Annotated in this window: 19 protein-coding genes, 1 tRNA gene, 1 other RNA gene and 1 pseudogene; 11 read left to right on the top strand and 11 right to left on the bottom strand. The window is 67.5% G+C overall.

Features of this window, described 5'->3' with window-relative positions; translation table 11 throughout:
• Positions 1-71: 71 nt before the first annotated feature.
• Positions 72-1475: an FAD-binding oxidoreductase gene (locus JF781_RS07050; RefSeq protein WP_225326110.1), complete on the top strand. Its 1404-nt coding sequence runs from the start codon at positions 72-74 to the stop codon at positions 1473-1475.
• The gene (locus JF781_RS07045; RefSeq protein WP_225326109.1) at positions 1472-2782 is read left to right on the top strand and encodes a class I SAM-dependent methyltransferase; all 1311 of its coding nucleotides are present in this window, start codon (positions 1472-1474) and stop codon (positions 2780-2782) included. The genes JF781_RS07050 and JF781_RS07045 overlap by 4 nt, the downstream gene beginning before the upstream one ends.
• An 11-nt stretch (positions 2783-2793) precedes the next feature.
• On the opposite strand, the gene JF781_RS07040 is transcribed toward JF781_RS07045, so the two are convergent.
• The 3 genes from JF781_RS07040 to ffs all read right to left on the bottom strand — a co-directional run bounded on the left by JF781_RS07040 (position 2794) and on the right by ffs (position 6125).
• Positions 2794-4620 carry a DNA polymerase III subunits gamma/tau gene (locus JF781_RS07040; RefSeq protein WP_225326108.1) on the bottom strand — a complete coding sequence of 609 codons (1827 nt, stop codon included), beginning with the start codon at positions 4618-4620 and terminating at the stop codon, positions 2794-2796.
• A gap of 57 nt (positions 4621-4677) precedes the next feature.
• Positions 4678-5961, bottom strand: coding sequence for an aminotransferase class I/II-fold pyridoxal phosphate-dependent enzyme (locus JF781_RS07035; RefSeq protein WP_225326311.1), 1284 nt, complete (start codon positions 5959-5961; stop codon positions 4678-4680).
• Between the two features lie 69 nt (positions 5962-6030).
• Positions 6031-6125, bottom strand: an RNA gene (gene ffs, locus JF781_RS07030) — signal recognition particle sRNA small type.
• A gap of 65 nt (positions 6126-6190) precedes the next feature.
• Here ffs and JF781_RS07025 point away from each other — a divergent pair.
• The 3 genes from JF781_RS07025 (at position 6191) to JF781_RS07015 (ending at position 8405) form a co-directional block, all read left to right on the top strand.
• A tRNA-Ser gene (locus JF781_RS07025) sits at positions 6191-6279 on the top strand.
• Between the two features lie 91 nt (positions 6280-6370).
• Positions 6371-7192: a hypothetical protein gene (locus tag JF781_RS07020; RefSeq protein ID WP_225326107.1), complete on the top strand. Its 822-nt coding sequence runs from the start codon at positions 6371-6373 to the stop codon at positions 7190-7192.
• A 151-nt stretch (positions 7193-7343) separates the two neighbouring features.
• On the top strand, positions 7344-8405 hold the full coding sequence (locus JF781_RS07015; protein WP_225326106.1) for a dihydrodipicolinate reductase: 1062 nt from the start codon (positions 7344-7346) through the stop codon (positions 8403-8405).
• On the opposite strand, the gene JF781_RS07010 is transcribed toward JF781_RS07015, so the two are convergent.
• Together JF781_RS07010 and JF781_RS07005 are read right to left on the bottom strand one after the other, a co-directional pair.
• Positions 8400-9674, bottom strand: a complete 1275-nt coding sequence (locus tag JF781_RS07010; protein ID WP_225326105.1) for a serine hydrolase domain-containing protein — start codon at positions 9672-9674, stop codon at positions 8400-8402. The genes JF781_RS07015 and JF781_RS07010 overlap by 6 nt on opposite strands.
• Before the next feature lie 39 nt (positions 9675-9713).
• Positions 9714-9872: a hypothetical protein gene (locus tag JF781_RS07005; RefSeq protein WP_225326327.1), complete on the bottom strand. Its 159-nt coding sequence runs from the start codon at positions 9870-9872 to the stop codon at positions 9714-9716.
• Between the two features lie 62 nt (positions 9873-9934).
• Between JF781_RS07005 and JF781_RS07000 the strand changes: the two genes are divergently transcribed.
• From JF781_RS07000 to JF781_RS06990, 3 genes are read left to right on the top strand one after another with little or no spacing between them, the layout of a single operon-like run.
• The gene (locus tag JF781_RS07000; RefSeq protein WP_225326104.1) at positions 9935-10108 is read left to right on the top strand and encodes a CsbD family protein; all 174 of its coding nucleotides are present in this window, start codon (positions 9935-9937) and stop codon (positions 10106-10108) included.
• Positions 10108-10824: a cutinase family protein gene (locus tag JF781_RS06995; RefSeq protein WP_374109675.1), complete on the top strand. Its 717-nt coding sequence runs from the start codon at positions 10108-10110 to the stop codon at positions 10822-10824. Before JF781_RS07000 ends, JF781_RS06995 begins: the two co-directional genes overlap by 1 nt.
• Positions 10825-10830: 6 nt before the next feature.
• Positions 10831-11817: an SDR family NAD(P)-dependent oxidoreductase gene (locus JF781_RS06990; protein WP_225326103.1), complete on the top strand. Its 987-nt coding sequence runs from the start codon at positions 10831-10833 to the stop codon at positions 11815-11817.
• 12 nt (positions 11818-11829) lie between these two features.
• Here JF781_RS06990 and JF781_RS06985 read toward each other — a convergent pair whose 3' ends face one another.
• The gene (locus tag JF781_RS06985; protein ID WP_225326102.1) at positions 11830-12216 is read right to left on the bottom strand and encodes a PPOX class F420-dependent oxidoreductase; all 387 of its coding nucleotides are present in this window, start codon (positions 12214-12216) and stop codon (positions 11830-11832) included.
• 119 nt (positions 12217-12335) lie between these two features.
• Here JF781_RS06985 and JF781_RS06980 point away from each other — a divergent pair.
• Positions 12336-12914 (top strand): annotated as a pseudogene (locus JF781_RS06980) (TetR/AcrR family transcriptional regulator); the annotation flags it as partial.
• A gap of 16 nt (positions 12915-12930) precedes the next feature.
• Here the strand turns inward: JF781_RS06980 and JF781_RS06975 are convergent.
• Positions 12931-14133, bottom strand: a complete 1203-nt coding sequence (locus JF781_RS06975) for a cytochrome P450 (RefSeq protein WP_225326101.1) — start codon at positions 14131-14133, stop codon at positions 12931-12933.
• 120 nt (positions 14134-14253) lie between these two features.
• Complete coding sequence (locus tag JF781_RS06970; RefSeq protein ID WP_374109677.1) at positions 14254-16254, bottom strand: glycoside hydrolase family 172 protein; 2001 nt, start codon at positions 16252-16254, stop codon at positions 14254-14256.
• Positions 16255-16647: 393 nt separating this feature from the next.
• Here JF781_RS06970 and JF781_RS28415 point away from each other — a divergent pair, with 393 nt between their 5' ends.
• On the top strand, positions 16648-16770 hold the full coding sequence (locus tag JF781_RS28415; RefSeq protein ID WP_255641285.1) for a hypothetical protein: 123 nt from the start codon (positions 16648-16650) through the stop codon (positions 16768-16770).
• 541 nt (positions 16771-17311) lie between these two features.
• On the opposite strand, the gene ligD is transcribed toward JF781_RS28415, so the two are convergent.
• Complete coding sequence (gene ligD, locus JF781_RS06965) at positions 17312-18343, bottom strand: non-homologous end-joining DNA ligase (protein WP_225326099.1); 1032 nt, start codon at positions 18341-18343, stop codon at positions 17312-17314.
• Between the two features lie 26 nt (positions 18344-18369).
• Here ligD and JF781_RS06960 point away from each other — a divergent pair, with 26 nt between their 5' ends.
• Entirely contained in the window at positions 18370-19437 is a 1068-nt protein-coding gene (locus tag JF781_RS06960) for an ATP-dependent DNA ligase (protein ID WP_225326098.1), read from the top strand.
• A gap of 224 nt (positions 19438-19661) precedes the next feature.
• Here the strand turns inward: JF781_RS06960 and JF781_RS06955 are convergent, their stop codons facing one another.
• Together JF781_RS06955 and JF781_RS06950 are read right to left on the bottom strand one after the other, a co-directional pair.
• Positions 19662-20123 carry a DUF2834 domain-containing protein gene (locus tag JF781_RS06955; RefSeq protein ID WP_225326097.1) on the bottom strand — a complete coding sequence of 154 codons (462 nt, stop codon included), beginning with the start codon at positions 20121-20123 and terminating at the stop codon, positions 19662-19664.
• Positions 20124-20444: 321 nt separating this feature from the next.
• Positions 20445-21749, bottom strand: a complete 1305-nt coding sequence (locus JF781_RS06950; RefSeq protein ID WP_225326096.1) for an HNH endonuclease signature motif containing protein — start codon at positions 21747-21749, stop codon at positions 20445-20447.
• Positions 21750-21857: the final 108 nt, after the last annotated feature.

The raw sequence follows: 21857 nt of genomic DNA, 5'->3' as shown, positions 1-21857 counted from the left end.
CCTCGTGATGAATTCCCCGGTGCCGCCGCTCGCGACGGATGCACGGGCTGTTGTCGAAGACTAGGGTATATGTGGTGCCTGTCCTTGGATCTGCACTCTCGGCCTACAAGTCGGGCGTTGAGCGGCTGCTGGCAAGCTATCGATCCATCCCCGCGACGTCCGTGGTCCGGCTGGCCAAGCCGACGTCAAACCTGTTCCGCGCCCGCACCAAACGGGATGCGCCCGGTTTGGACACGTCCGGGCTGACCGGCGTCCTGGGCGTGGATCCCGAAACCCGCACCGCGGACGTCGCCGGCATGTGCACTTACGCGGACCTGGTGGCCGCGACCCTGCCGTACGGCCTTTCGCCGCTGGTCGTCCCGCAGCTGAAGACCATCACCCTCGGCGGGGCGGTCACCGGCCTGGGGATCGAGTCGGCGTCGTTCCGCAACGGGCTGCCGCATGAATCGGTGCTGGAGATGGACATCCTCACGGGCGCTGGCGATTTGCTCACCGCGTCCCGCTCCCAGCACCCGGATCTTTTCCGAGCCTTCCCGAATTCCTATGGGACACTTGGGTATTCGACCCGGCTGCGCATCGAGCTGGAACCCGTCGCACCGTTTGTGGCGCTGCGCCACATCCGCTTCCGCTCGCTGCCCGCTCTGATCGCGGCTATGGAACGCATCATCGACACCGGCGGGCAGGGCGGAACCCCGGTCGACTATCTCGACGGGGTGGTCTTCAGCGCCGACGAAAGCTACCTGTGCGTGGGCCGGCGGACCACCACCCCCGGCCCGGTCAGCGACTACACGGGCAAGGACATCTACTACCAGTCCATCCGGCACGACGCGGCGGGTCCCGAAGCCGCGGCAGAGGCGACCAAGGATGACCGGCTGACCATCCACGACTACTTCTGGCGCTGGGACACCGATTGGTTCTGGTGCTCGCGCGCGTTCGGTGTGCAGGACCCGCGGTTGCGACGCTGGTGGCCGCGCCGCTATCGGCGCAGCAGCGTCTACTCCAAGCTGATCGCCATGGACCGCCGCTTCGGGGTGTCCGACCGCATCGAAGCGCGAAACGGTCGACCCCCACGCGAACGGGTGGTCCAGGACGTCGAGGTCCCGGTCGAACGGACCTGCGACTTCCTGCAGTGGTTCCTGGACAACGTGCCCATCACGCCGATCTGGTTGTGCCCGTTGCGCCTTCGCGACCGCCACGGCTGGCCGCTGTACCCGATGCGACCCGATCACACATACGTCAACGTCGGCTTCTGGTCGTCGGTGCCGGGGGGCGCGACCGAAGGCGCCACCAACCGGATGATCGAAGCCAAGGTGGGCGAATTCGACGGGCACAAGTCCCTGTACTCCGATTCCTTCTACTCCCGCGAGGACTTCGACGAGCTGTACGGCGGCGAGGCCTACAACACCGTCAAGAAAACCTACGACCCCGATTCTCGTTTACTCGACCTCTACGCAAAGGCGGTACAACGGCGATGACGACTACCAAGGAAACCCACCGCACGCGGAACGGGAAACTCAGCATGGCCGAGATCTTGGAGGTCTTCGCCGCGACCGGCCGACATCGGCTGAAGTTCACCGCCTACGACGGCAGCACCGCCGGGAGCGAGGACGCCGAACTGGGCCTGGACCTTCGCAGCCCCCGCGGCGCCACCTACCTGGCCACCGCACCCGGCGAACTCGGCCTCGCCCGCGCGTACGTGTCGGGCGACCTGCAGGCGTACGGCGTCCATCCCGGCGACCCGTACCAACTGCTCAAGACGCTGACCGACCGGGTGGAATTCAAGCGCCCGCCGGCGCGGGTGCTGGCCAACGTGGTGCGGTCGCTGGGGTTCGAGCGGTTGTTGCCTGTCGCGCCGCCCCCGCAGGAGGCGCTGCCCCGGTGGCGCCGCATCGCCGACGGGCTGATGCACACCAAGACCCGCGACGCCGAGGCCATCCACCACCACTACGACGTGTCCAACACCTTCTATGAATTGGTGTTGGGGCCGTCGATGACCTACACGTGCGCGGTGTACCCCGATGCCGACGCGACGCTGGAAGAGGCGCAGGAGAACAAGTACCGGCTGATCTTCGAGAAGCTGCGGCTGAAGCCGGGCGACCGACTGCTCGACGTCGGCTGCGGCTGGGGCGGCATGGTGCGCTACGCGGCGCGCCGCGGTGTCCGGGCCACCGGCGCCACCCTGTCGGCCGAGCAGGCGAAGTGGGCACAGAAGGCGATCGCCGAGGAAGGCCTCGCGGGCCTGGCCGAGGTGCGCCACACCGATTACCGCGACGTGGGCGAGGCGGCGTTCGACGCCGTGTCCTCGATCGGGCTGACCGAGCACATCGGCGTCAAGAACTATCCCGCCTACTTCGGGTTCTTGAAGTCGAAGCTGCGCACCGGCGGCCTGCTGCTCAACCACTGCATCACGCGCCACGACAACACGTCGACGTCGTTCGCCGGCGGGTTCACCGATCGCTACGTCTTCCCGGACGGGGAGCTGACCGGCTCGGGCCGCATCACCTGCGACGTCCAGGACTGCGGCTTCGAGGTGCTGCACGCGGAGAACTTCCGCCACCACTACGCGATGACGCTGCGCGACTGGTGCCGGAATTTGGTCGACAACTGGGACGCCGCGGTCAGCGAGGTCGGCCTGCCGACCGCGAAGGTGTGGGGCCTGTACATGGCGGCGTCACGGGTTGCCTTCGAGCAGAACAACCTTCAGCTGCATCACGTGCTGGCGGCCAAGACCGCCGCGCGGGGCGACGACGACCTGCCGCTGCGGCCGTGGTGGACGGCCTGACGCGCTAGCCTCTAGCCGTTGTCGATGCGGCGGGCACCCAGCTCGCTCTGGAGCAGTTCGAGCGCGACCTCTTCCGGATCGCGGCGCGGGCCCGGCGGCTCGTCGCGGACGGCCTCGGCGAGCATGTGTTCTTCTTCGGCCCGCCGAGCGGAATCCGGTTCGGGGGCAGGCTCTTCCGGCGCGGGGGTCAGCGTCCCGGCCGCGGCCGGCGCCGGCGTGCCGGCCTCGCACCGCACCCGCCAGTTGACCCCCAGCGCGTCTTTGAGCGCTTCGGCGATGACGTCGGCGTTGCGCTGTTCGCACAGCCGCTTGGCCAGCGGCGCCGATTCGTGGCTGAGCACCAACGTGTTGTCCTCGATCGCCCGGACGGTGGCGCCGGCCAGCATCACCTCGGTGGTGCGGCTGCGCTGACGCACCTTGTCGCGCACCGTCGACCACATGCTTCGCACCGCAGCGGCGTTGAGTTCGCCAGGCGCAGAAGGGGTTTCGGGGACGGGCGCGGGGGCGGGTTCGGGAGCCGGCGCGGGTGGCGGCGCCGGCGCGGGTGCCGGTTCGGGGTCGGGCTTCGGCTCGGGCTTGGCGGCAGACGCGGACGGCCGGGTGTAGCGGACCGGGCGATCGGGCTCGGCCGGTGTGGCCGCGCCGCGGGGAGTGCCCGCCGTGGTTTCGGCGCCGGGAATGGACATGTCCAGCCGGGTCTCGATCCGCTCGACGCGTTGCAGCAGCGCGGCCTCGGTGTCGCTGGCCGAGGGCAACAGCAGTCGCGCGCACACGACCTCGAGCAGCAGGCGCGGCGCCGTCGCGCCCCGCATCTCCCCCAGCCCCGCCTGCACCACCTCGGCGTAGCGGGTCAGGGTCGCCGTCCCGAGCCGGGTCGACTGGTCGCGCATCCGCTCCAGCACGTCCTCCGGCCCGTCCACCACGCCGCGGGCCGCCGCGTCCGGGACGGCCTGCAGCAGGATCAGGTCGCGGAACCGCTCCAGCAGATCGGTGGCGAAACGCCGGGGGTCGTGGCCCGCGTCGATCACCGACTCCACCGCCCCGAACAGCGCCGCGGCATCCCCGGCGGCCAGCGCGTCCACGGCGTCGTCGATCAGCGCCATGTCGGTGGCCCCCAACAGGCCCAGGGCCCGCTGGTAGGTCACATGCGCGCCCTCGGCGCCGGCCACCAGTTGGTCCAGCACCGACAGGGTGTCGCGGGGCGAGCCGCCGCCGGCGCGGATCACCAGCGGATAGACCGCGTCGTCGACGACGACGCCCTCTTGCTCGCAGATCCGCGCGATCAACGCCCGCATGGTCTTCGGCGGCAACAGCCGGAACGGATAGTGATGGGTGCGCGACCGAATCGTCGGCAGCACCTTCTCGGGCTCGGTGGTGGCGAAGATGAAGATCAGGTGCTCGGGCGGCTCCTCCACGATCTTGAGCAGCGCGTTGAACCCCGCGGTGGTCACCATGTGCGCCTCGTCGACGATGAACACCCGGTAGCGCGACTGCGCCGGCGCGTAGAAGGCCCGGTCGCGCAGCTCGCGGGTGTCGTCCACGCCGCCGTGGCTGGCGGCGTCGAGTTCGACGACGTCGATGCTGCCGGGCGCGTTGGGTGCCAGCGCCTGGCACGAGTCGCAGACCCCGCAGGGGGTGGCCGTCGGCCCCTGGGCGCAGTTCAGCGACCGGGCCAGGATGCGCGCCGAGGAGGTCTTTCCGCAGCCGCGCGGACCCGAGAACAGGTACGCGTGGTTGATCCGGCCCGCTTCCAGCGCGATCGACAGCGGCTCGGTGACGTGCTCCTGCCCCACCACTTCGGCGAAGGTTGCCGGACGGTACTTGCGGTAGAGGGCCACGGTCAGCAGGCTACCGGCGTCGTCCGACGACGACGCGGGCGCGGCAGGGTCGTCTGTTCACACCCGATCGCGGGCCAGCAGCGACTCCGACGCCGCCAGCAGCGCGCAGGTGGCCAGGCCGTCGACCGCGTCGCGCAGATCCGGCAGCGACGGGAAGGTGGGGGCGATCCGGATGTTCGTGTCGTCGGGATCTTTGCGGTACGGGAACGACGCCCCCGCCTCGGTCACCGCGATCCCGGCGTCCTTGGCCAGCGCGACGGTCCGCTTGGCCGTGCCGGACAACACGTCGAGGCTGATGAAGTAGCCCCCCTTGGGGTCGGTCCACGAGGCGATCTTGGAATCGCTGAGCCGCCGATCGAGGATCTCGGCCGCCAGCGCGAACTTCGGCGCCAGGATCTGCTGATGCCGCAGCATGTGCAGGCGCACCCCGTCGGCGTCGCGGAAGAAGCGCAGGTGCCGCAGCTGGTTGATCTTGTCCGGCCCGATCGACTTCTTCCCCGCGTATTGCAGGTACCAGGCGATGTTGCCCAGCGATCCGCCAAGGAAGCTCACGCCGGCGCCGGCGAAGGTGATCTTGGAGGTCGACGCGAACACGTACGGCCGATGGGGGTTGCCGGCCGCGGCGGCCAGGCCGAGGACGTCGACCTGCCGGACGAAGTCGTGCGTCAGGGTGTGCACCGCGTACGCGTTGTCCCAGAACAGCCGGAAGTCGGGCGCGGCGGTCCGCATCTGGACCAGCCGCAGCACCGTGTCCCAGGAGTAGGTGACCCCGGTGGGGTTGCCGAACACCGGCACGGTCCACATGCCCTTGATGGCGGGGTCCGCGGCGACCAGTTCCTCGATCAGGTCGACGTCGGGCCCGTCGGACAGCATCGGGACGGGGATCATCTCGATGCCCATCGTCTCGGTGATGGCGAAGTGCCGGTCATAGCCGGGGACGGGGCACAAGAATTTGACGCCGGCTTCGTCCTTCCAGGGCCGCTGCGAGTCCACGCCGCCGTAGAGCATCGAGAAGGCGACGAGGTCGTGCATCAGTTCCAGGCTGGAGTTGTTTCCCGCGATCAGGTTCTGCACCGGGATGCCGAGCAGCTCACCGAAGATGGCCCGCAGCTCCGGCAGGCCGTGCAGGCCGCCGTAGTTGCGGGTGTCGGTGCCCTCGCTGTCGCGGTAGTCATCGCCGGGAAGGCTCAGCAGCTGGTTGGACAGGTCGAGCTGGGCGGGAGCCGGCTTGCCGCGGGTCAGGTCCAGGGCCAGCTTTTTGGCCTGCAAATCCGCGTAATCCTGCTGATGGCGAGCGTGTGCAGCGGCAAGCTCGGCAGGGCCGAGGGACTCCAGCGACACCATGGACCCTTTCGCTATCAAGGCGTGGGAGGTGCGATCGCCGGGCGCAGCGGGTCGGCACCCGTTTAACCTAGGGGACCCCGCGCACCCGACAGAGCCCATTGACCCTTGCTGCCTTCCGGCCCTGGGGGAGTTCACAGGATAGACGCCGCGCGGGGTCCACCGAGAGTCTAATACCTTCCCCGGAGCAACCGGCGGTGGCCGTCTGGCCCTCGGTTACCATTGCCACGGAGGATTCGCCTAGTGGCCTATGGCGCTCGCCTGGAACGCGGGTTGGGTTAACAGCCCTCGCGGGTTCAAATCCCGCATCCTCCGCCATCGGTCCGCCCCGCGGACACGCACGTAAGCGGTTTGGTATCGCGCTGGTCGCCCTCAGGCCGGCTCGGGCCGGCCCAGCATGAGGAGGCTTATGGGGCGCAAGGTTGCCATCCCGTGGCACGCGTCATTCACGATCGCCGCCGGCTTCCTCTACTTCTTTTTCGTGTTGCCCCGCTGGCCCGAGTTGATGGGTGACACCGCGCATTCGTTGGGGACGGCGCTGCGCATCGTGGCGGGTGCGCTCGTCGCGCTCGCGGCGCTGCCGGTGGTGTTCACCCTGCTGCGCACCCGCAAGCCGGAACTGGGCACCCCGCAGATGGCGCTGTCCCTCCGGGTCGCCTCGATCGTGGCCCACGTGCTGGCCGGTGTGCTGATCATCGGGACGGCGATCAGCGAGATCTGGCTGAGCCTGGACGTCGCCGGACGATGGTTGTTCGGGATCTACGGGGCGGCCGCCGCGATCGCGTTGCTCGGTTTCTTTGCCTTCGATCTCTCCTTTGTCGCCGAGCTGCCACCGCCGCCACCCAAACCGATCAAGGCGAAGAAGCCCAAGAAGCGGCGCCGCAAGAAGGGCGAGGAGGCGGACGCGGACGCTGACACCGACAGCGCCGACGAAGACGACGAAGCCGAGGCGAGCGAGACGGACGACGCCGACGCCGCCGCCGACGACGCCGACGCCGACGAACCCGAAGAGACCGAGCAGCCCGCCACCACGGAAGTCGGTGAAGCCACCGAAGCTCCAGTGGCGGCCGCCGAACCCGCCGAGAACGAGGCCGCCGAAGCGACCGAGGAGAGCGAAGAACCACGGGCCAAGTTGCAGAACCGGCGCCCGACGGGCAAGGGATCGCATCGGATGCGGCGCCGCCGCACTCGGGGCGGCACCGCCGTCGACGAAACCGTCGACGAGGACTAGCGGGCCCAGCGGCCCCCGCAACCGGCACGCGGCCGCCGAAAAGGCATGAGCCCCGGGATCTTCCACACGACGCCTTCCTGGCGGAAGCATTGGCGTCGAAATCTTCCTATTAGGCCTACTAAGAACCCCGGCGGTTCCCTATGCTGAGCGAGTGCCAAACACCTATCGAGTGGTTCAGTGGAACACCGGCAACGTCGGCAAGAGCTCGCTCAAATCGATCGTCACCAACCCCATCCTCGAATTGGTGGGGTGCTTCGCCTGGTCGCAGGACAAGGTCGGGCGCGACGCCGGCGAGCTCGTCGGCATAGCGCCGGTGGGCGTTGCGGCCACCAATGACGTCGACGAGCTGCTGGCCCTCAAGCCGGACTGCGTGGTCTACAACCCGATGTGGTTCGACGTCGACGAGGTGGTCCGCATCCTGTCCGCGGGCGTCAACGTGGTGACCACGGCGTCGTTCATCACCGGCGGGAACCTCGGCGATGGCCGCGACCGCATCGTGGAGGCCTGCCAGAAGGGCGGCGCCACGCTCTTCGGGTCCGGCGTCAGCCCGGGTTTCGCCGAGCTGTTGGCCATCGTGTCGGCGATGGTGTGCAACCGGATCGACAAGGTCACGGTCAACGAGGCCGCGGACACCACGTTCTACGACTCGCCCGAGACCGAGAAGCCGGTGGGCTTCGGCCAGCCGATCGACCATCCGGACCTGCCGGCGATGGCGGCGAAGGGGACGGCCATCTTCGGCGAGGCCGTGCGGCTGGTGGGCGACGCCCTCGGCGTCGAGCTCGACGAGGTGCGCTGCGTCGCCGAGTTCGCCCAGACCACCGAGGACCTCGTCATGGCGTCCTGGACCATCCCCGCAGGGCACGTCGCGGGCACCTACATCAGCTGGCAGGGAATCGTCAACGGCGAGACCCTGATCGACTTGAACGTGCGGTGGCGCAAGGGGCAGACGCTCGACCCGGACTGGAAGATCGAGCAGGACGGCTGGGTCATCCAGATCGACGGACAGCCCACGGTGACCACCAAGGTGGGTTTCCTGCCGCCGCCGTACTTCGAGGCCACCACGCTCGAAGAATTCATGGACCTCGGTCACATCATGACCGCGATGCCGGCCATCAACGCGATCCCCGCCGTTGTCGCCGCCGCACCCGGCATCGCCACCTACGCCGACCTCCCGCTGACGCTGCCCCGCGGCAACGCACACATCGGGTCATAGGACCGCGCTGCGCCGCCCGGGTTTGGCGTAGCGGGCGCCCAGCGTCGGCACCGCGAGCGGGCCCCGATCGCGGACCGCCTCGATGGCGTTGCGCAGCGGACGGGCCAGGCCCGCAAAGGATCCCATGTCGAACAGCAGCGGCGTCAGCAGCCGGTTGTGGACGAAACCGAAGGAGCTGCCGGTCTCGGGGTCGGCCCAGCCGAGCGTTCCGCCCAGCCCGACGTGGCCGAAGCCGCGGAGCAGTCCGGGAACCGGCGACTCGTGGTAGCCGAGGTGAAAAGGCATGGGCACCACCATGTTTGCGTCGGGCCACTTCCGTCGCGCCTGCCCGGCGAGTCCCCGCGCCAGCTCGGCGGAGAGGAACTTCTTGCCGTCGATGCGGCCGTCGTTGGCCAGCGCGGCGAACATCTTGGCCAGGCCACGCCCGGTCACCACACCGTTGGCGGCGGGGACCTCGCCGTCCAGGAACGGGGTGTCCCCCTTGATCAGCGAGATGACACCGGGAAAGTACATCGCGCCCAGCGCCCCGGAGAACGGCAGACCGGCCAGCCTCGGCGCGATGAAGTTGAACACCGGGGCGCGCAGCCGCCCCTGCGGTATCAGGATTTCGGCCGCCGTGGTCGGTGAGCCTTCCGGGGGGCGGCCCAGGTGCAGCCCGTCGGTGTTGAGCGGACGGGCGACCTCCTGGCGGATCAGCTCGCGCATGCCCTTGCCGGTCACCGCTCGGGCCAGGCCGGACAACAGCCATCCGTAGGTGAGCGCGTGGTAGGCCTGCACGCCGCGCAGGTGATCGACGGGCGCGGCCGCCAGCCGCTCCTCCATCAGGAGGTGGTCCATCAGCTCCGTTTTGGTGACGCCCCGCAGGTGCGACAACCCGGATCGGTGCCGCAACACGTCGCGGACCGTGATCTCGGCCTTCCCGTTGGCGCCGAACTCGGGCCAGTATTGCGCGACCGGCGCGTCATAGGACAGCAGGCCACGGTCGGCGAGCCGGTGGATCACCGTCGACGCGATGCCCTTGGTCGCCGAGAACACCATCGCGCCGGTGTCGGCGGTCCAGCGCTGGGCGCCGGCCCGATCCGACCATCCGGTCCACACGTCGACGACGGATACGCCGTCGACGTAGACGCTCAGGGCTCCCCCGCCGAACCGGCGACCGGGGAACAGCTGGGAGAACAGCCTGATGACATTGGCGAAGCGCGGGTCGGCAGCGCCGGACACACCGCGTGGCAAACCATCGCCGGCGGTCAGCAGGGTCGACGGTGTCACGTCGCCGCGACGCCTCGAGCGCTCATCCGAATGAAGCTATCAGTCGGGATGCGGCGGGGGCTCGGGATTCATATCGGGGGGTTGATCGGGCGGCGCTTCCCTCAAATAGCGCCTCAGCCGCAGCAGCTGGTTGACCACCATCCCGATGCCCAGCAGCATCAGGCCCGCCACTACTGCCACCACGATCGCGGTGCTCACGGAGTCCATGATGACAGGGCCCGGTGTTTCGATATCTCCTGCCGCCGGGTAGCCAGCACGCCATGAGCGCCGAAGACAAGTTGAAGAATAAGATCGAGGACCTCGGCGGCCGCGCCAAGGAAGCACTGGGCAAAGCCACCGGCGATCCCGAAACCCGGGACGAAGGGCGGGCCGATCAAGCGAAGTCCGCGTTGAAAGACGCCGGCGAAAAGGTGAAGGACGCGTTTAAAAAGTAATGACAATCCGGAATGTGTTGACCGTCCGGTCGATGCGCCGCCTGCCGCTGCCCATGTTGGCAGCGGCAGCCGTATTAGGTTCGCCGGTCGCGAGCGCGCCGCCGGCGTCGGCGGAACCCTGTCCCGACGTCGAGGTGGTGTTCGCGCGAGGATCCGGCGAGCCGCCCGGCATCGGCGGCATCGGCCGGCCGTTCGTGGACGCGCTGCGCTCGCAGATCGGCGCCAAGTCGCTGACGGTGTATGCGGTCAACTACCCCGCCAGCACCGACTTCGACAATCCCGCTTTCCCGGGGACCGTCATCGACGGAATCCGCGACGCCAGTGCGCACATCGAGTCCATGGCGGGCAATTGCCCCAACACCCGTGAGGTGCTGGGCGGTTACTCGCAGGGCGCCGCGGTGGCCGGCTACACCACCTCGGCCTCCGTGCCGCCGGGCGTTCCCGCTGACAAGGTGCCGCCGCCGATGCCGCCGGCCATCGCGCCACACGTCGCCGCCGTCACGCTGTTCGGCACGCCGACGGGACAGTTCCTGCAGAAGTACAACGCGCCGCCGCTCACCATCGGGCCGCTGTATCAGCCCAAGACGATTCAACTGTGCGCGCCGGGCGATCCGGTCTGCGCCAGCGGCGGCGACGGGGGACTGGCCGCCCACACCTCCTATCCGGGCAACGGCATGACCAGCCAAGCCGCCGACTTCGCCGCCAGCCACCTGTAGGCCGGCATGCGGGTTCTCATCACGGGAGGCACGGGCTTTGTCGGCGGGTGGACCGCCAAGGCCGCCTTCGATGCGGGGCACTCGGTGCGGTTTCTGGTCCGCAACCCGTCGAAGCTGCAGACCACCGTCGCGAAGCTGGGCATGGACACCTCGGACTTCGCCGTCGCCGACATCACCGACCGCGTCGCGGTGCGGGAGGCGTTGCAGGGATGCGACGCCGTCGTGCACAGCGCCGCCCTGGTCGCCACCGACCCGCGCCAGACGCCGGAGATGCTCGCCACCAACATGCAGGGCGCCCAGAACGTGCTGGGCCAGTCCGTCGAGCTCGGATTGGATCCCATTGTCCACGTGTCGAGCTTCACCGCCCTGTTCCATCCGGACCTGGAGACGCTGACGGCGGACCTGCCGGTGGTGGGTGGGGCCGACGGCTACGGAACGTCCAAGGCGCAGGTCGACATCTATGCCCGCGGCCTGCAGGATGCGGGCGCGCCGGTCAACATCACCTATCCGGGCATGGTGCTCGGGCCGCCGGTCGGCGACCAGTTCGGTGAGGCGGGCGAAGGCGTGCGAGCGGCCGTGCAGATGCATGCGATCCCGGGGCGCAGCGCGGCATGGCTGATCGTCGACGTTCGCGACTTGGCGGCCCTGCACGCGGCGTTGCTCGAGCCCGGCCACGGGCCGCGGCGCTACACCGCCGGCGGCCACCGGGTGCCCGCGGCCGACCTCGCGAACCTGCTCGGCCAGGTCGCGGGGACGCCGATGGTGGCCGTCCCGATCCCCGACACCGCGCTCCGCGTCGCGGGGGCGGTGCTGGATCGGGCCAACCGTTTCCTGCCTTTCGAGACCCCGTTCACCTGGGCGGGAATGCAGTACTACACCCAGATGCCGGCCTCCGACGATTCCCCCAGCGAACGCGAACTGGGCATCACCTATCGCGATCCCCAGCAGACGGTGGCGGACACGTTCGCGGCGATGCGCGCGGAAAGCGGCTAGCCGCAACACCGCTCAGGCGGGTCTGATCTCCAGGCCGACGTGCACCTTGTCGATCCCGCCGCGGATGATCGTGTGCGCGTAGAACCACCACGCGTGATACCAGTACCGCTTGAGGACGGCGTTGTAGACCCGCCGCGTCTCGGACTTCGGCAGCACCCGGGCGACGGCTTGGACCTCGTCGCTCTTGGGCTTGCCCAGCGCCGCGCTCTTGGCGATCGTCACCCGGGGTGTGTTGTTGATCCGCTTGGTTTTCCACGACCCGTCATCGGTGATCACCAACAGCGTGCCGTCGCCGTCGGGCGCTCCCCAGATGGGCGTCGGCTTCGGCCGGCCGTCTTTGGTGAACGTGGTCAACAGCAAGTACTTGGATTGGATGACATCGGCGAAGCTGGGGGCCATGACAACCCAATTGCCCCGTCACCCCAGTTCCTAATCATGGCGGGCGCGACGCTGGGCTAAGCTTTTGGGCGATTGCCCAACAGCCGGCTTTCACCATCCTTTGCGGAAAAGACATTCATATGACCGCCTCCCGACGGCCGAAGGCGCGCGACTCCAACACTCGCGACATGCTGATCGACGCGACGATCCGGATCATGGTCGAGGACGGATACGCCGCGGCCACCTCGCGGCGGGTGGCGAACGAAGCCGGTGTCAAACCCGCGTTGGTCCACTATTACTTCCCCACCATGGACGAGCTGTATCTCGACGTCTTCCGGCGCGGGGCCGCCGCTTATCTGGAGCGCCAAAAGCAGGCGCTGGCCTCCGACCGCCCGCTGCACGCCTTCTGGGGCACGCTCATCGAGCCGAAGGACACCCGGCTGCTGCTGGAGTTCATGGGGCTGGCCAATCATCGCAAGGAGATCGGCGCCGAGATCGCGGCGTGGTCGGAGCGGTGGCGCGAAACGCAAACGACCGCACTGAATTTCATCGTCCGCGAACACGGGCTGGACCGAAGTGAATTTCCGCCCGCCGGGATCGCGGTCATCATCGCGGCGATCGGGCGCATGCTCATCCTGGAACAGGCGCTCGGCACCACGGCGGGCCATGACGAAGCCGTTGCGTTGGTGACCCGGCTCATCGACCGCTTCGAATTGCCGACCTACCTAGCGCCCGCTAAGGCAGCACGACCCGCAAACGCTCCCAGCCGCGCACCGTGGACGTCGACGCCAATTGCGCCGTGTCGTAATCGATGTCCCATTCGGGCCAACGGTTGAGGATCTCGTCGAGCGCGACGCGGCCCTCGAGGCGGGCCAGGTTGGCGCCCAGGCAGTAGTGCACGCCCTTGCCGAACGTGATGTGCGAGATGTTGTCGCGACGGATGTTGTAGGTGTCCGGATCGATGTAGCGGCGGGGGTCGCGATTGGCGGCGCCGAACAGCAGCAGCATGGCGCTGCCGGCGGGAACCGTCGTGCCGTAGCACTCGAAATCCTGTGCCATCCAACGGGCGACGTGGGGCCCGGTCGGTTCGAATCGCAGGGTCTCGTCGACGGTGCGGGTCAGCAGTGACCGGTCCTGGTATACCTCGCGGCGCTGATCGGGGTGTTCGGCCAGCACCTTGGCCAGCCAGCCGATCAGCCGGCCGGTGGTCTCGTTGCCCGCCCCGGCGACCACCTGGGTGTAGTGCAGCACCTCTTTACGGGTCAGCTTGCGGTGCACGCCTTGGTCGTCGTCGAACTCGACGTTGAGCAGCGTCGTCATCAGGTCGTCGGACGGATTCTTGGAACGCCATTCGACGTAGTCGGCGTAGATCCGGCCGTCGGCGATGGAATCGGCGTTGGCGACCTTCAGGGGCGCGCCCGGCTTGGTGCGCAGGTTGGCGTCGTTGGCGTCACGCACCGAAACCTGCTCGGATTCCGGGATTCCCAACAGCATCCCGATCACCCGCATCGGCATCATCGAGGCCAGCTCGGCGATGATGTCGAATCCGCCGGATCCGACCAGCGGGTCGAGGCACCGAACGCAGTATTGCCGGATCTGGTCCTCGAGGGCGGCCATCCGGCGCGGCGTGAAGACGCGAGACATCAGGCCGCGCAGCCTCGTGTGTTCGGGCGGGTCCTGGAACATCATCACGCCGCCGGGCATGTCGAACTTCGATTGGACCAGCTCGAGGATGTCGCTTCGCTTGTTGGAGAAGGTCTCCCAGTTGGCCAGTCCGCGCTCGACGTCGGAATGCCGTGACAACGCCCAGAAGTCGTACTTGTCGTTGTAATAGATCGGGGCTTCTTCGCGCAGCCGCGCATAGGTCGGATACGGGTCGGCGTTGATGCCCACGTCGTACGGGTCGTAGTAGACGTCGGTGTCGTTGGTGACGGTCATCGATTCCTCACTTCGGGCAGCCGCCGGCATCCCCGCCACCCCTTAGATTTGGGCGATCGCCCAAAATCGTGGCGCAGGCCATGTCTAGCAGCATCTCCGCGGGTCCGTCAAGGTGGCTCTCTAGCCGGACGGTCCCGTCAGCGCATCGACGTGGTAGCGGCTGGCGGTCCAGGGCGGTGCGTCCGGGGTGGGCGTGAGCGTGATCGTCAGCTGCGCTTTGCCCGCGGTGGCCGATTGCGGTACCAGGTAGGTGTCGTCCAGCCAGCGGTGAAAGGTGTTGCTGCGCGGCTGTAGCCACGTGCCCACGGGCATGCCGTCCACCACGACGTCCGCCGATTGAAAGCCGGTCGCCTGATCGGACGTGCGCCGCAGCAGGACACCGCGATTGTCCGGATCAACCTGGACATGGAAAGCGATCGCGCCCTGGGTGCCGCGGACCGAGCCGGCGACGGGCAGGGTGTCCTCGGTGCCCTCGTATTCGCTGACCAACAACTGATCGGTGGCGTCGGTGTCGGTGTAGCCGTGCAGGACGCGGTCGACGGGATCGGCGGGGCGGACGTCGTCGCTGCCGGTCAGGACCGTGGCCGGCTGTGTGTAGAGGAATGCGGTTGAGCTGTAGTCGGGTTCGACCATGTTGCGTTTGCCGTGCTCGATGCCGAAGCGGAGCGCAGAACGATAGCCGATCGCGTCGGCGAGCATGATCCGGTAGACGGCGACGCAGTAGTCGGCGCACCCGCCGGCCGCCGTGCGTTGGTCGGGTTGGCCGTTGAGCGGGTCGCTGAAGTGGGTGCCGTCTTTGAAATACCAGCCCCCCTCGTAGAGATCCTCGGTGCCGGTGCCGTACCACTGCGGGGACGCGGCGCCGTCGGTGTAGACCCGCTCGGCGCCTTCGAGAAAGTATGGGGCGCCGTCGCTGAACGCCGTTTTGGTCCGCTGGCCCCGTATGGTCTGGCTGACGCCGACGAACTTGCCGTGGCCTTGCTCGTCGGCGAACACCCAGTCCTGGCCCTGGACGGTCGGGCCGGCGTGGGCGCGGGCGGTGAAGTAGCCGGCGCGACCGCTGGCCAGCGCCGCCGCCCACTGGACATCCGGTGTGGTCGTGACGTCGCTACCGATCTCCGACAGCTCCGAGACGGTGGTGTTGACGAGCGTGACGCGGGCCGAGTCCGCGAAAGGCATTGGCCACCAACCCCACAAGATCAGCGACCCGCCGGGCTGCGGGCTGGCGGCGAACAGCAGCGATCGCACCGGGTTGGCACCGAGCCCCGCGCCGAAGAATTCCCCGAGGGGCGCGTCGACCATGGTCCGGCCGTCGAACTCGATCTGCAGGCGCAGTCCAACCAGCAGGTGATCCGCCGGCGCCGGCAGCTGCAGCCGCAGCGCCGAGATGCTGCCCGGGCCACTGGTTTCGGTGATTGTTTGTCCGGAGCCCGCGGGAATGTCGACGACCCGAATGTCGTGTTTTGCGGTGCCCGTCGTCGGCTTGGGGTCGGCGGTTCCCGCGGCGCGAAGGGTGTCCAGCACGTCGAGCGCGGGATCGGCGGGCGAAAACGTGTTTATTCCATCGGCATTCGGAAACTGCCGATAGTCGACGTGGTAATACTCCAAATGGGATGCGACGCTGACCCGCATCGATCGCCGATAGGGCATCGGCACCTTGACATAGACCCCGCCCGGCGACTGGGCGGCGTTGGCCACCAGCGGCCACGCGAATGGGGCGCCCAGTTCGCCGTCGACCAGCGATTGCAACGGCGTGTCGACGACGGTCTGCCCGTCCAACTCGATGCGGATGTGTCCGATGGCACGAACATTGCCGCCGTCGCGGGTCAGCCAGATCGAATCGATTTCTCCGGCACCGTGATCCTCCGCGATGACGCAGCCGGCCCCGCCCGGCGCCAGACAGCCGCCGGTGCCGTTCCGGTTGCCGGTGGAAATGTCGAAATCGCCGCCGCTGCGATCGAAACTCGACACCTGCAGCGTCTGCGAACCGGCGTCCAGATAGGGCAGCCGATCCAACCGACGATAGGTGTCCCAGCCGACCAACCTTTCACCGAAGCCGCCGGACGCGGGCTCGGCGGGCGCCGCGGCGGGGGCAAGGACACCGGCGGCCGCCCACAGCATGAGCGCGCAGGCCACAGTCCACGCTCGCGAAGCCACCGGCATAGCACCAGAGCTTACTTTTCTCGATCGGGTTGACCAGATTTGGAACCTTACGCCCGTCCCCACTGACCCGAAACGCCTTCACGGTGTTGCCGATTCGCACAAATGCGGTCGCGATTGGCAATGCCCGGCGCGCCGAATCCCTGTTCCCCCGAATACGTTTGGCATCACCAGGGATTTCCAGAGACGCCGGGCAACGCCGGCCCCCGAACCCGGCGGACGACGCGGCGCCGGCAGAATTCAATCAGTTGACGTAGAACGACGTTATTTCGCTGGTTCCCATGGCATTCCGCATTGTACTCACGTAATATAACGCTCCTCGGGCGTAAGAATTCTCCTACGGAAGGAGTTGTTATGTCTGGTTTGAAATACAAGGTCGTTCTCGGCCTGCTCCTCACCTTCACCGCCATCACGGCCTCCGGCTGCACATTCCCGCTGACTATCGACTGCGGACCCAATCTGACCTGCACTCCGTAGGTTCGCCGGCAGCCAACAGGACCCCGAAGACAGCACCCATGCGCCGTTAATGGCATTGGGTGCCAGTTCCTCGCACGGCCGAAGCCGATACATCCCCTCGTGCATCGGACGACGCCGTGACAGCACCAGCGCGGTCGTGTGCCGTGAACGCGGTTGGGCACCAACGCTTTAGCAGTACGCATTGGGCCCTGATCCGGTCACTTTCCAACATGACCGACACCTCAGCGCCGCGACGGCGTGCGCATCCTTCGGGCCGTGCGCACGCTCTTCGCGAATTTCTTGCTGCCCTTTATGCGCGTTCGCGGTAAGCTAATCGCCTCAGCGAAACGGCGCTGAAGCGGTCGGCCCCGACACCCTGGCAGCTCGGGTGAGGGCATTCGTGCGGTGTGAATCCGCTTCTCCTAAGCCGCTGCGGCACAAGAGGATCACTTCCAGCCGCCGCCTCCCGGTGCTACCGTTGAAACGCTCGCGTGGGCTGGCGGTTCAGCGCTGCGAGAGGGCCAATCGCGGCCCAGAGGCCCATCACCTAACGAATTTCGGTCTACCTTTTCCCGCCTTTACGATCCGTATCCCGGCTTGGCTGAACGCGTTTGGGCTCTCCGGGCATCTTCGGGTAGTTCGGCGGATACGGCATGTCGCCGAGGCCGCGCTCTTCGTCTGCCTCGGCCATCTCCAGCAACGTTGCGATCGACTGAGCCGCATCATCCATTGCGGCCCAAGGGTCTTCCCGGCCCGCGACCAGATCGGGGACGGTCGCCATGGTGTACTCGTCGGGCTCGGCGCCAGCGAGCTCGTCCCATGTCAGCGGCATCGACACCGTCGCGATCGGCGTGCGCCGCACCGAATACGCCGACGCCATGGTGCGGTCCCGGGCGTTCTGGTTGAAGTCGACGAAGATGCGCTCGCCCCGTTCTTCCTTCCACCACGCCGTGGTGACGGCGTCGGGCGCGCGGCGCTCCACTTCGCGGGCCAGCGCGATGCCCGCGCGGCGCACTTCGATGAAATCCCAGTCGGTGGTGATCCGCAGGAAGACGTGGATGCCCCGGCCCCCGGACGTCTTCGGGTAACCCACCAGGCCGAGCTCGTCGAGCAGCGGCCGCAACACGCCGACCGCGACGGTGCGCGCCTGTTCGAACGCGACGCCGGGCTGCGGATCCAGATCGATGCGCAGCTCGTCGGGGTGGTCGGTGTCCGGGCAACGGACCTGCCAGGGGTGCAAGGTGATCGTGCCCATCTGCGCCGCCCAGACGATCGCCGCGGGATGGGTGACCTTCAGCGCGTCGGCGGTCCGCCCCGACGGGAAGGTCACCCGGCAGGTCTGCAGGTAGTCGGGGTGGCGCTGGGGGATCCGCTTTTGGTAGATCTCCTCACCGTCGATGCCGTCCGGGAATCGCTGCAGGTGGCTGGGGCGATCGCGCAGCGTGTCGAGCATCGGTCCGCCCGCGACGGCGCGGTAGTAGTCAACCAGGTGCCGCTTGGTGCCTTTGGACCCCAGTTTGGGGAAATACACCTTGTCGGGGTTGGTCAGGCGGACCGCGACACCGTCGACGTCGACCTCTTCTGCAGCAGCCATACCAACGATTCCAGCACAATCAGGCTATGGACCTCCCCGTCATGCCGCCGGTGTCGCCGATGCTCGCCAAGTCCGTTCGCTCGATTCCGCCCGACGCGTCGTATGAGCCCAAGTGGGACGGATTCAGGTCGATTTGTTTCCGCGACGGCGATGACGTCGAGCTGGGCAGTCGCAACGAGCGGCCGATGACCCGCTACTTCCCCGAGTTGGTGGCCGCGGTCAAGGCCGAGCTGCCGGGGCGCTGCGTGATCGACGGGGAGATCGTCATCGCCACCGACCACGGCCTGGACTTCGAGGCGCTGCAACAACGCATCCACCCGGCCGACTCGCGGGTGCGGATGCTCGCCGAGGCGACGCCCGCGTCGTTCATCGCGTTCGACCTGCTGGCCCTGGGCGACGACGACTACACCCGACGGCCGTTCAGCGAGCGGCGCGCCGCCCTCGTCGACGCCGTGGGCTCGGGGCCCTCGATCCACGTCACGCCGGCGACGACCGACCTGGGCACCGCGCAGCGATGGTTCGACGAATTCGAGGGCGCCGGCCTCGATGGCGTGATCGCCAAGCCGCTGGACGTCACCTACCAGCCGGACAAGCGGGTCATGTTCAAGGTCAAGCACGAACGGACCGCGGACTGTGTGGTCGCCGGCTACCGGGTGCACAAGTCCGGCGCGGACGCGATCGGGTCGCTGCTGCTGGGCCTCTACCAGGACGACGGCCAGCTCGCGTCGGTCGGCGTGATCGGCGCCTTCCCGATGGCCGAGCGGCGCCGGCTGTTCGGCGAACTACAGCCGCTTGTCACCGACTTCGAGGACCATCCATGGAACTGGGCCGCCCACGAAGCCGGCGAGCGGACGCCCCGAAAGAACGAGTACTCACGGTGGAACGCCGGCAAGGATCTCTCGTTCGTGCCGCTGCGGCCCGAGCGCGTGGTCGAGGTCCGCTACGACCACATGGAGGGCAGGCGGTTTCGTCATACCGCGCAGTTCAATCGGTGGCGTCCGGACCGCGACCCGCGGTCCTGTACCTACGAACAGCTGGAACAGCCGGTGACGTTCAGCCTGGGCGAGATCGTGCCGGGCCTCGGCTCGGGCTAAAAGCGAGGGGCCCCTTCCGTGACGCTGCGGCCATCACGACCCGCGATGTCCGGCGGATCTGAAACGTCTTGCAGCACTGACTATTTCGCCTCCGCCAGGCATACTTTCGGACACAAGAGACAAGCGCCCGAACAGCTGTTCAACGTCAGTTAGCGGGGTCAGGTCCACACTGCGGTGCCGTCAGACCACTGTCAGTCGCACAAGTGAGAGGTCGCGTTAAGTGGTCACCCCATATCGATCCTGATAGTCAGGGCCAGGGTCAAGACGGCGACCACCGCGAGCAGAATTGTGTCTGTCCTGCGAAGGCGTGGCACGTCGGCTGTGCGCTGGCGCAATTCGCGGGCGATCAGGAAAAGCGGGAACATCACGCTGACGGCGATGAAGAACGATCCGACAATGTACAGCCAGACGAATCGCAGATTGTATTTCCTGGCTTCGGTCACCATGAGAGTGACGGCACTTAGGGCCAGCATCAGGGCGTCGGCTGTGATATTGCGCGAGGCCGCAGTCGTTTTGGTGTCGCGCCAGAAATTGACGAAGAAGTCGGTCGGGCTGTGAACGTACGTGACTGTTTGGCTCCACGTCGCGATGAGCGCGGCGACTGTGATAGCGCCGTAGACGATGCAAAGAACTTTGCGGGACGTAGGGACCGATGATGCTTGGTCCGCTCGGTCGGCTGTTGTCATGCCTCAAGGTAGAACGAACCAAACGAGCGATGGCACAAAATGACACATTCACTCGTAGCCCGGCGCCTGCGTTGCCGATGGTGTTTGCGGCGGTAGGCAATCGACTCGGCAAAGAACTCTTCGCTCGAGCACGGCCCTCAGGCTTGGCGGACATTGCCGATATGCCGATGGTGGCCTTGTCCAAGGGCGTGGTTAATGCTCCATGCCAATTCGGTGATCCTGTCCAAACACCCGGCTTGATTCGCGTTGGTGCGCGCGTCGGCGTGGGTCGCGAAACGAATCGGTTGATGCCCCAAGCCGTTTGAGGATTGATCCCGCTAGCTAGTTGTTTGTCGGTGGTGGTTGGGGTTGGAAGGGGTCATACCACCACCAGTCGGCGCGCTCGCCGGTCGGTCCCGGATACGGTGGCACTGCGGGTGGGGGCCCGGTGGGTGGGCGCGCCAGTGATCCCGGGCTCAGGATTCGGCCGGTGTCGTCGGTCACGGTGAGGGCGTCGGCGGGTCCGGTGATGGTGATAACACCCCGATGATGCAACCGGTGATGGTACGGGCAGACCAGCACCAGGTTGGCCAACTCGGTGGGGCCTCCGTCTTCCCAGTGCCAGATGTGATGGGCGTGCAGGCCCCGGGTGGCCCCACAGCCAGGCACCGCGCACGTGCGGTCGCGGTATTCCAGCGCGCGGCGAAGCCGCCGGTTGATCACCCGCGTCGCCCGCCCGGCACCGATAACCCGCCCCTCACGTTCAAACCAGACTTCACAGGTGGCATCACAGGTCAGGTAGCGGCGTTCGGCGTCGGACAGCAGCGGACCCAAATGCAGGGCCGCCGCGCGCCGCCCGACGTCGAGGTGGGCCACCACGGTGGTGTGCTGCCCATGGGGGCGGCGGGCCGTCTCGGCGTCCCAGCCCGCCTCCACCAGCCGCATTAACGCCTCGACGGTGCTCGGCAACGGCGGCCGCTGATCCGAACCGCCCCCGCCCTCACCGTGGTCGTGTTTCCACTCGGCGATCAGCGCCTCACGATGCGAGGCCAACGCGGCGTCGAACTTCGCGGCATCCAAGTGGCCAAGGGTGATCCGATAACAGGCGCCCCACTCCGTGCTAGTTGAGGTGATCGAACGCTCGCGCTCGGGGGCGGGCCGTGGTTCGGACTCGGACTCGGACTCGGTCTCGGACTCGGACTCGGACCGAGGTTCGGGTTCGGGTCGCGGTTCCAGCTTGACCGCGGTGCGTAGCTGACCGACCGTGGCGACCGCGGCCAGCTGCGCGTAATGCTCATCAGATCCCTGCCCGGCGCGTGCGGCGATCACCCCGACCTGATCGGCCGACAACCGACCCTCCCGCAGACCCTGAACACAGCGCGGAAACTCCCGCAGCCGGCCCGCGATGGCGCTGAGCGTGTGCGCGTTTGCCGACGAGCAGCCCAGCTTCCAGGCCACCAACGCCGGCACCGACCGCGCCCCGGTCACCCCACACAATTGGTCACGATCGATCTCGGCCACGATCTCCACAATGCGCCCATCAATCGCATTGCGCTGACCGCTCAACTCCGCCAACTCCTCGAACAACACCTCAAGGCGGTCACTCGCAGTGACCACCACGGCGTCAGCGGATGCGATCGACAACATGACGACATCATCGCAACCAGGTACGACAAATCCCGACCGCCCAAAACGACGCCGCCGACACAAAGCTCAGGCCAAAAGCCAACCTGTGGAGGAACTTCCAACTGTGGA

The organism is Mycobacterium sp. WUMAC-067 (assembly GCF_020217485.1).
Classification (GTDB): domain Bacteria; phylum Actinomycetota; class Actinomycetes; order Mycobacteriales; family Mycobacteriaceae; genus Mycobacterium.
Note: the sequence above shows the minus strand (reverse complement) of the source record. Positions and strands in the feature narration are given on the sequence as shown.